Genomic DNA, 10,174 nt, shown 5'->3' on the forward strand with positions numbered 1-10,174 from the left:
ACCATTGTGACGACAGACGTGGGGCAACACCAGATGTGGATAGCTCAAGCGTATCCCTTTACAAAGCCGCGCAGGCTCTTGACGTCAGGTGGCCTGGGGACGATGGGCTTCGGCCTTCCTGCAGCTATAGGCGCGGCCCTGGCGAATCCGGGCAGGACAGTCCTCTGCGCGAGCGGGGATGGTTCTTTTCAGATGAACATTCAGGAACTGGCCACGCTGGCAGAGCTCGATCTCCCGGTCAAGATAGTGATCATGAATAATGGTCATTTAGGGCTCGTGAGACAGCAGCAAGAGCTCTTCTACGATAAGCGGTATATCGCCTCGCGTTTTTCCCTCAAGCTCGATTTTGCTGCTCTGGGGCGCCAGTTCGGGATACCAGGCTTTCGCGTGGCTGAGCCGGGCGATTTGGCCGGCGCACTGGAAAGGGCTTTGTCCGAGCCGGGGCCGTGTATAATCGATATACCGATACATTACGAGGAGAATGTGTACCCTATTGTGCCGCCGGGGGCATCGAACAGGGACATGATAGGCAGCGAATTTGAATTGGCTTGAAAATCGAACGGCGCTTGGGCATAATTCTGGGTAAGGTGAAAGTTTAATTGGAGGATCCTGTGGCGAAGCAATTCGAAGTTATCGGAAAGAAAGTAGAGCGTGTCGATGCTTTCGAGAGGCTCACCGGCGAAGCAAAATACGCTTCCGATGTCTTTCTTCCGGGCATGCTCCATGTCAAGATTCTCCGCAGCCCTCATGCGCATGCACGGATACGGAAAATTGACGCATCAAAGGCAGAGACCCTTTCCGGAGTGAGAGCCATCCTTACGCCTGGGGATACCCCTGAGTTTGCTATACACAAGCGGGAAACTCCTCCGTTCTTTCAAATGCCGGTTCTCGCGAGCACGGCGCGTTACGTGGGTGACGAACTGCTCGCCATTGCAGCCATCGATGAAGAGACTGCGGAGAATGCCCTTGAATTGATCAAGGTTGATTATGAAATTCTTCCCTTCGTACTCGATGCTGAAGAGGCACTCAAGCAGACAGCGCCGAAGCTTTACCCGGAAGGAAATGTGATACAGGAAACCGCTGACACCATCATCCGCGGCGATGTCGAGGAAGGATTCAAACAGGCAGATGTGATACTGGAAGAGAAGTATCAAACTCACCTTATCCAGCATGTGACTATGGAGCCGCGGGTCGTAGTGGCATCCTGGGGCGGCAGACGGCTGACCCTGTGGGATTCGCACAAGAATCCCTTCCGGGTGCGAACCGACGTTGCGCGGGCACTAGGGCTCCGGATAAATCAAGTGAAGGTAATGACCCCGTACATCGGTGGTGACTTTGGTGACAAGGCGTTTGTGGAGAGATACCACATCATCGCCGCATTGCTTGCACTGAGGACGGGTCGGCCTGTCAGAATCGAGTACACAAGAGAGGAGAATTCTCTTTCGGCGCACCATCGTTACCCAACCACGTGGTATCTGAAGTATGGTGCAAAAAAGGACGGGACGCTGACCGCCATTCAGGCTAAGCTGTACGCTGACCTGGGTGCCTACTATCACCTGGACGGTGCCAATGCATCCCTCGAGACGCCGAAATTCGTCTATCGATGCCCCAACGTCAGACTCGAGGGATACAATGTGTTCACCAACAAGCCCGAGGGAGGCCACATGCGCTGCGTCGGCCATCCTGCGGGGATGTTCCCCCAGGAAGTACATATGGACAGGCTGGCAGAGAAGCTCGGGATTGACCCGCTTCTATTCCGCCTGAAAAACTGTGCGCAAAAAGAAGATGGCGATCAGGACCGGAAAGTTCCCTTTGCCAGCATCGGCATTGAGGAGTGCGCGCGGCTGGGTGCGGAGCGGGTCGGGTGGCAGAGCAATTGGAGGAAGGCAGGGTCGAGCCAGGGCCTGGTGAAGAAAGGCATGGGCGTTGCGTTTCACGCCTGCCGCCATGGTGGCATTAGTTCTCCCATGTCTGCCCAGATCAAGCTTGACCCGGACGGCACTGTGGAACTCATGTGCGGCCTCAACGACAGTGGTGGCTGGCAGAAAACGACCATGGCCATGATAGCAGCTGAAGCCATGGGGGTCCCTTATCCGGCGGTACACGTGATTACCGGCGACACAGACGCGACTACAGATACGGGTCCTCCCGGCGGGAGCCGTGGCACTACAAGCGCGGGCCTCGCGGTCATCGCCGCTGTCAGAGATGCCCAGGACCAGTTGCTCGAGATTGCAGGCGAGCTGCTGAAGAAGAAAAAAGAAGACCTGGAGATCAGGGAAGGGCAAATTGTCATCAAAGGAGAGAACAGATCAGTTCCTTACAAAGAGATTCTGTCAAAGACGCCCAGCCCGATTATAGGCAGAGGTTCCGGCAAGCCTCCGCAGAACGTGGCCCTGCTCACCTTCGGTGTCCACTTCGCAGAAGTGGCAGTAGATACGCGGACGGGCAGGGTTGGGGTCCTGCGACTTGTTGCTGCTCACGATGTGGGACGGGCCATTAATCGTCTCGGCTGTGAGAACCAGATAGAAGGTGGAGCTATCATGGGAACAGGGTTCGGCACGCTCGAGAGACAATATATCGACGCGCAGACAGGCATCTGTCTGAACCCTAATCTGGTTGATTTCAAGATACCGTCGATCCTGGATGTGCCGGCAGTGGAACCCATTATTGTTGAACCGGACGATCCTTATGGGCCGTTCGGTGCGAAAGGAGTGGGTGAGCCGCCGTACAGTATTCCTGCGCCTGCTATTGCGAACGCGATCTATAATGCTGTCGGGGTCAGATGCAATGAGATACCGATAAATATAAAGGCTGTGCTGGACGGACTGAAGAAGACGTGAGCTGAGACCGAGGCGGAGTCCCGAAGGGCGGACTTCGCATCTTCCATCTTTCTTTAGTCAGGCCTTGGGGCTTACTTTGTTTCTGAGTACGCCTATCCCCTCTACTTCCAGTTCCAGTATGTCGCCAGGCTTGATCCATCGATCAAGCTCCAGGCCGCAGCCGAAACCTACGGTTCCGGAAGCGATGAACTCTCCAGGGTAGAGAGGGTCATCTTTCGATATGTAAGAGACCAGTTGGGCAAACGTAAACTGCATGTCCCCGGTGTTGCCGTCCGACCAGATCTCGCCATTGATCCGGGCTGTCATCCGAAGGTTCCCTGCATCTATTTCGTCGGGCGTGACCAAGCAGGGCCCCATTATGTTGGAGCTCTGAAAGGTCTTAGCCTTCGCAGGCCCTAGTTTCAGTTCCATCTCTTTTCTCTGGATATCACGGGCGCTGATATCGTTGAAAATAGTGTAGCCGAAAATGTACTGGTTCACCGCATCCGGCCGTATGTTGACCCCTTGCTTACCAATGCAGAGGGCGATTTCCAGCTCATAATCCAGTTTTTCAGTATAGCCCGGCCAGAAGACGGGCTCATCGGGCCCGCTGACATCAGTGGTGCTGGTGCGGTAATGAGCAGGGATTTCATAATTCACCTGCGGCAATTCGGCTGGCAACCCTGCGCGGGCACGCGCATTCTTCACGTGCTGCAGAAATGCCGAGCAATCCCTGATTGAAAGCGGACGCGGCACCGGCGCAAGCAGCCTGACCTCGTTAAGCTCATAGAAGGTCCTTGCTCCACTACTGTCATTTGCCCGATCTCCTGACCTTTCATCGTGATCGAGCGCTTGAAGAGCTGCCTCCATCGACATGGCGCCGCCCTCGATGAACTTCAGCATGTCGGGCGGTACTATTGCCTCTGCCAGCTCCTGCCATCGATATATGCCACGAACGTCTCTCAGGTATGAGGCATAGGCCGCATGAAGGTCTATAATGCCTTGTCTCTTCAAAACGCCTATGCGCTGTACCGGACCGATCGGTGTCTTTACTTCAAATGTGACAAACTTCATGTCGATCCTCCTTAATAGCTACGCTTGTCCACGACGTGCTTCATGATTATCCTTTCATCTTCCCAGCACGAAGTGCGGTCTTCCTAGTGACGCCTTGCGTCACGATCGTCCTAGCGCAGCGGACGTGCTACGCCTCAGAGCGGAGCGGTCTATCTTTATTCCAGGATTGCCACTGCGCGGCACCATCCGGCGCTGGCCGCTTTGAGCTTGACAGGAAAACAGGCCACCTTGAAACCTGTCGGAGCAGGAAGCTTATCCAGGTTCGCCAGCTTTTCTATCTGACAGTACTCCTTCTCTATCCCCGCAAAATGCGCCTGCCACAAAACCTCTTTGCGATGCGAGCGCTCGAATTCTTCCTTTATTGCCCAGAAGGGCTGGTCCAGGCCCCAGGCATCCGTGCCTATGACTTTCACGCCTTGATCGAGAAGCCAGAGCGTCGATTCCCTCACCAGGCCGCAACCCGTGTCAAAGTATTCCGGGTTGCCCCAATGCTTGTCTGCACCTGTCTGCAGGAGGATGATGTCATACGGTTTGATCGTGTAATGCATTTTCTCCAGGCACTGCTGAATGTCATCGACAGTCACGCCTGAGCCTTTCGGCTTATGCCTCATGTCAAACACAACACCATCAGCAAAGAACCACTCCGGCGGCATTTCGTCAATGGTCCTCGCCTTTCGGCCTTCCGATGTCGGTGCGTAGTGCCACGGTGCATCAATATGGGTTCCTGAGTGGGAGCTCAATGTGATTGATTCGGCAGCAGACCCCAGGCCTCCGGGCAGATCGCTATCGAGGCAGCCAAAGAATCGGCACAGGAATTCGCTGCCCATCTTGTGGGTGAGATAGGTGATTTTTACGCCTATGGGTTCGCTGGTGCTTTCTTCAGTTGGAAGACTGAGATCGATAATCTTCATTGCCACCTCGTAAGAAATTCAGGTAAAAGATAAAGCAGGGATAGGTAAGGACCAAAGGCAGGAAAAAGATGAAGCAGGGAGAGGTAAAGACTAAAACAGATGAACTACAGGCCAAGCCAATTCTCGACATTTTTCTCTCTGCCTTCTTTTGCACTTTCCTTAACCTTCGTTCCTGTTGTTGCCTGCACAAATAATTTTCTCTCGACCTTCTTTTGCTTTTACCTCAACCTTTGTTCCTGTCGTTACCTGTTATATCCCCACGCCCAGATAACGGACCTGTATTTCTCTATTCGAGAGCAATGACGTTTTGTCTCCGGAAAATACAATAGTGCCATTATCGATGATGTGAAAATAATCTCCGACGTTAAGCGCAAACTGCAGGTTCTGTTCGGCAAGTAAAATCGTTATATCTCGACTTTTCAGCTCCTGCACGGTTCTTCCGATCTGTGCAAGAATCACTGGTGCGAGTCCTTCACTCGGCTCATCCATGAGCAAGAGACGTGTCGGCCCCATCATGGCGCGCGCAATTGCCAGCATCTGCAGCTCGCCACCGCTCAGGGTTCTTGCTTTCTGCCTCTTTCTTTCCCCCAGTATGGGAAACATCCGAAACGCCTTTTCGGTTTCTGCTTTAAAATCGGGAGACGATTGGCCTATCAGTGCCAGGCGAAGATTTTCCTCAACCGACAGCATGGGAAAGATGTGCCATCCCTGGGGGACGATGCGTGCACCCTTGCGGTAGATCTCGTTTGATCTGGAACCTGCCACCTCTTCCCCGAATATCTTGATCGAGCCATGTGTGGGCCGTGTCATGCCCATGATCGATCGGATAGTCGTTGTCTTGCCTGCTCCGTTTCTCCCCATGAGGCAGACCAGTTGACCCTGCGGCACCTCCAAAGAAAGTCCATGCAGCACATGACTCGTTCCATAGTAGGTATCAACGTTCTGAACTTCCAGCGCCTTCATGCCGTTCCCAGATACACCTTCTGTACCTTTTCGTCGGAGGCCACTTCGTCCGGAGAGCCTTCGGCAATCTTGCCGCCAAGGTTGAGCACTATTATCTTGTCGGACACGGTCATTACCAGGTTCATCTTGTGCTCAATGATGCAGAGGGTCACTTTCTTGCCGACAGACCTTATGAGATCTATCGTCGCTTCAGTTTCAGCCGGTGACATACCGCTCGTGGGTTCATCCAGCATCAGAAATGCCGGCTCTATTGCGAGACTCATACCGATCTCCAACCTTCGCTGATCGCCGTGGGAAAGCTCGCGCGCAAGCTTCTCCTTCATTGTAGCAAGGCCCATAAGGTTCAATATCTCTTCTGCCTTGCACTCTATCGCGGTATCGGCGGAGGCTTTCGAGAAGATGCTGGATCTATGCGGAGAGTTTGTTTGAGCCGCCATGCAGACATTCTCGAAAACACTCATGCGTTGGAAAATGTTTGTGATCTGAAAAGATCTGGCAATCCCCAGGCGGGCTATCTGAAAGGGCGGCATATTCACGATATTCTGTCCTTTGAACCAGACTTTCCCCGCAGTGGGGGACATGCGTCCTGTTATCACATTGAAGAGTGTGGTCTTGCCGGCGCCGTTAGGCCCGATGATAGAAGTAACCTTTCCTTCTGCAATCTCAAGATTGATATCCCGAAGTATCTGCAGCCCGCCGATCTTCAAACTTATGTTTTCGACACGAAGCATTGCTATTCTTTCAGCTCCCGTTAATGGTTGAGCCTTTGCGACCAGACAGCCGCGAGAGAAAGCCCGTTGCCGAAATATTTGCTATGATCTTAGCGAGCCCTTCCGGCGAGAAGAGAATGCAGATCACGTAGAGGGCGCCGAGGCAGAGCATCCAGGCCTCTTTCAACCAACTGCTCAAGAGATCGCCCAGAAAGATCACTATGGCTGTTCCCATGAGCGGCCCCACCAGCGTACCCATGCCTCCGAGGAGCCCCATCATCACGAATTCGCCAGACATACTCAGGTGAAAGTAATCGGGTGGTACGAACGGCTGAAAACAGGCCATGAGCGTTCCGGATACGGAACCGAAAAGCCCCGAAATCAGAAAAACCCTGCGGATCAGCAAAGGTGAGTTATAGCCGAGGAAGTTAACGCGTTCCTCGTTCTGATGGATGCCCCTTAGCAGACGTCCGAAATGCGAATTGACAATGCGACGCGCGACCCAATAGGCGATCAGCAAAAAGGCGACGGTGAAATAGTAAAAAGGAATCCGCTCGCCCAGTGATACGCCGGGCACAAGAGCCGGTGCCGGAATGCCCGTGAGCCCGTCAGTGCCGCCGATGAGGCGCCAGCCGTTTGCAGTCACAAAGAAGAATTGCGAAAACGCAAAAGTGAGAAAAATGAAGTAGACGGTTCTGGTCCGTACCACGAGCAGGCCAAGCACGTACCCGATGATCGCATTGAGACCGAGACCGAGAAGCATTCCGATCCATATCGAATCGGTGAAATATTTCCAGGTGAGGGCAGCTACGTACGCGCCGGTTCCGAAAAACATGGCGTGCCCGAAGGAGACAAGACCACAGTAGCCTGCGAGCAGATCGAAGCCCAGCATGAGTATGCCGAAAATCATGATACGCAGACAGAGTGCTATGTAAAAATCGGAAAAAAGCCTGCCCGAGCCTAGCGGCAGGAGCAGGAGTACGAGCAGAACCGCTGCCTCGATGATGGTTCTGCTTTGGAGTTTTCTGGGTATACTCTCTGTATCAGCCATTCAACGCTCCGAAAAGAGGCCTTTGGGGCGTAGGATGAGTACCAGCGCCATGATCACCCATGTGGTGAACTTGGCGAAACCCGGCGCTGCCTGCGCGCCGAATGCCTCTGCCAATCCAAGTATCAGAGAGCCGATCAGCGCGCCTTTGAAGCTACCTAGTCCGCCGATGACAATCACAATCAAGGCAACGGTTATCAGATCAAGGTCCATCATCGGATTTATGCTCCGCATGGAACCTATGATCACCCCGGCAACTGCCGCGAGCCCGGAGCAGATGATGAAAAGAACACTGAAGACTCTGTAGATATCGATACCAAAGGCTTCGACCGTCTCCAAATCATGAAGGCCGGCACGGATCGGTAGTCCCCAGCGGCTGCGGCTTAAGAAAAGCCAGAGAACTGCCACCAGCGCGCAACTGAATAACAGCACGAACAGGCGAAATTTAGGGTAATACATACCGGCCAGGTTTATGAATCCCTTGAAGTAGGAAGGCAGCTGGATGGAATAGTGAGAGCCGCCCCATATGAGCAGCACCACGTTTGAAAAGACCATGCTCAGCCCGAAGGTAAGAAACAGAGTGGATGGGACGTCCTTACCATAGAGGCGGCTCACCATCGATCTTTCGACGATTCCGCCGAGCAGTGCGACTGCCAGAGGCGCGAGCGTCAACGAGAGCCAGAAATTCCCCGTGACATTCATGATGGTCAGCCCTGTATAGGCCCCCAACATGACAAAGCTTCCATGGGCGAAATTAAGCACACCCATGACGCCGAAGACTATGGAAAGACCGGAGGCTATCAGCGTATAGGCTGAACCTATAGTGATCCCATAGAGCAGGTTAGTCAGAAAGCCGGAAAAACTCATTTCTGCATTCTGTTAAGGTGCTCAGGTCGATGGACAGCCCAGCTTGCACGCACCCCATTCATACTGTGGCCCGCACGGAGTACCAAAATATCCCAGGAATGTGGCATCAAACCTGAACTGGCCATCCTTCTTTGTTACCTTGCGGGCATAAATCGGAACGATCGTGCCGTTGTTCACCCCCATCTTTACTTTGCCTCTGGGGGATTCATACTCGATCGTATGTAACGCGGTCGCCAGGCCTTCCGTATTGGCCGGATCGCCCTTTACCGCGTCCAGAGCCTTGATAAGGCAAGTGCCGGTATCGAAGCCCATAATGTTAAACTCGTCGATCACCTCGTTGGGATAGGCTTTCTGCCATACGGCGGTGAAGGCTTTGCTCTGAGGGGTGTCAAGGTAGGGGACCGAATGAAAGCAGTCATAGTAGCCGACGCATGCGTCCCCCATGGCAGGCAGCATGGTCATTGAAAATGCGCCGATCGTGCTTACGTATACGTAGCCGTCTTTCTTCAATCCGAATTCGTCGAGTTGCCGCACGAAGCTCACAAGGTCGGGCCCGGCGTAAAAACCAAAGATCCCGTTCGGCTTTTCTTTGGCATTGCGTATCTGGCTGAGATACGGAGCGAACTCGGCTGTGCCGAGAGGCGAGTAAAACTCACCCACGACTTTGCCGCCAATCTTTTCGAATGCTTCTTTGAAAAAGCGAGCGATGTCGCGGCCGGTTGTATAATCCGCGCCTACCAGGAACACTTTGTTACCGAGAGTTTTCAAAAACCAGGGCGCCATCGGGACAGTCATATTGTAGGTGGTGTGGCCGAGCATGAATGTGTAAGGACTGCAGTCTTTGCCCACGAGGTAGGAGTTGGCGCCATAGGCTTCCACCAGCAGCCTCTTTTTTGCGGTAAGCACCGGGCTGAGTGCTGCCGACTCATGTCCCCCTATCGGGCCCACCAGAATATTCACGTTATCCTTTTCGTAAAGTTTGAGCGCCTTCTGCACCGACACATCTGCTTTTGTCTGGCTGTCCTCCACGAAAAATTTCACCCGATCTTTATACTTGCTCTGGGCAAAGGCCAGTTTGAGACCTTTGTCCAGGAGCGGTCCTCCTACGGCATAGACGCCAGACAGATTTGTGAGGTGTCCTATGCGGATCTCCTGTTGTGCGGCGCGGGCGTGAAAGAAAGGCCCGGAGATGCCGGTGGCAAGAGCTGCGCCTCCTATAGCAGTTGTCTTGAGAAAATCACGTCTGCTGATCAAACCTGCTTCTTTCATTGATTCGTCATATTTTTTCATGCTCAGCCTCCTGTTAGGTTACATGGTATCCTCGAATTCAACGCTGATTTCTACTCACTAAGCCATGCAAGACAGCACCTTTATCGCAGATTGCGAAGCATCCCGTAGGGATAAAAGCGGATGAGAACTGATGATGAACGCAGATAGACAATCCTTGACCGCCTGTGTGATAGAGCGGCACAGCCGTTCAATCTCGATCCGCTTTCGCGGAGCGAGACCTTCGCGGGAGCAACGAAGTATGGACTGCATTGTCGTCCTATCACAATGCTGTCCACGGCACCCTCATCTGCGGATATCTGCGATGAAAATTCATAAATTCAGAATTCTCCGTGCTTCTCGCGGCGTTGCCACATCACGTCCCATCTCTTTAGAAATACGTGCGATTTTCGCGACCATCTGGGCGCTGTCATTGGCGAGCACACCTTTTTCAATGTGCACGCCGTCCTCGAGCCCGGTTCTCACATGTCCGCCGAGTGCTATTGCCACAGCTCC

10 protein-coding genes are annotated in these 10,174 nt (G+C 53.4%); 2 read left to right on the forward strand and 8 right to left on the reverse strand.

Translation table 11 applies throughout. The features are described from left to right. On the forward strand, positions 1 to 552 hold a 552-nt coding region (locus VMT71_04795; protein ID HVN23264.1), incomplete at its 5' end, for a thiamine pyrophosphate-dependent enzyme. A gap of 59 nt (positions 553 to 611) precedes the next feature. Continuing rightward, on the forward strand, positions 612 to 2,840 hold the full coding sequence (locus tag VMT71_04800) for a xanthine dehydrogenase family protein molybdopterin-binding subunit (GenBank protein HVN23265.1): 2,229 nt from the start codon (positions 612 to 614) through the stop codon (positions 2,838 to 2,840). 57 nt (positions 2,841 to 2,897) lie between these two features. On the opposite strand, the gene VMT71_04805 is transcribed toward VMT71_04800, so the two are convergent. The 8 genes from VMT71_04805 to VMT71_04840 form a co-directional block, all read right to left on the reverse strand. Next, complete coding sequence (locus tag VMT71_04805; protein ID HVN23266.1) at positions 2,898 to 3,893, reverse strand: fumarylacetoacetate hydrolase family protein; 996 nt, start codon at positions 3,891 to 3,893, stop codon at positions 2,898 to 2,900. Positions 3,894 to 4,048: 155 nt separating this feature from the next. Beyond that, a complete protein-coding gene (locus VMT71_04810; GenBank protein ID HVN23267.1) occupies positions 4,049 to 4,804 on the reverse strand; it encodes a cyclase family protein in 756 nt (251 codons plus the stop codon). 249 nt (positions 4,805 to 5,053) lie between these two features. Further along, the gene (locus VMT71_04815) at positions 5,054 to 5,767 is read right to left on the reverse strand and encodes an ABC transporter ATP-binding protein (protein HVN23268.1); all 714 of its coding nucleotides are present in this window, start codon (positions 5,765 to 5,767) and stop codon (positions 5,054 to 5,056) included. Then, entirely contained in the window at positions 5,764 to 6,498 is a 735-nt protein-coding gene (locus VMT71_04820; protein ID HVN23269.1) for an ABC transporter ATP-binding protein, read from the reverse strand. Before VMT71_04820 ends, VMT71_04815 begins: the two co-directional genes overlap by 4 nt. 10 nt (positions 6,499 to 6,508) lie before the next feature. Further along, entirely contained in the window at positions 6,509 to 7,528 is a 1,020-nt protein-coding gene (locus VMT71_04825) for a branched-chain amino acid ABC transporter permease (protein ID HVN23270.1), read from the reverse strand. Next, entirely contained in the window at positions 7,529 to 8,392 is an 864-nt protein-coding gene (locus tag VMT71_04830; protein HVN23271.1) for a branched-chain amino acid ABC transporter permease, read from the reverse strand. Between the two features lie 21 nt (positions 8,393 to 8,413). Then, the gene (locus tag VMT71_04835) at positions 8,414 to 9,682 is read right to left on the reverse strand and encodes an ABC transporter substrate-binding protein (protein ID HVN23272.1); all 1,269 of its coding nucleotides are present in this window, start codon (positions 9,680 to 9,682) and stop codon (positions 8,414 to 8,416) included. A gap of 309 nt (positions 9,683 to 9,991) precedes the next feature. Next, a partial coding sequence (locus VMT71_04840) for a 3-keto-5-aminohexanoate cleavage protein (GenBank protein ID HVN23273.1) occupies positions 9,992 to 10,174 on the reverse strand: 183 nt, incomplete at its 5' end.

This window comes from Syntrophorhabdales bacterium (genome assembly GCA_035541455.1).
In the GTDB taxonomy this organism is placed as follows: Bacteria; Desulfobacterota; Syntrophorhabdia; order Syntrophorhabdales; family WCHB1-27; genus JADGQN01.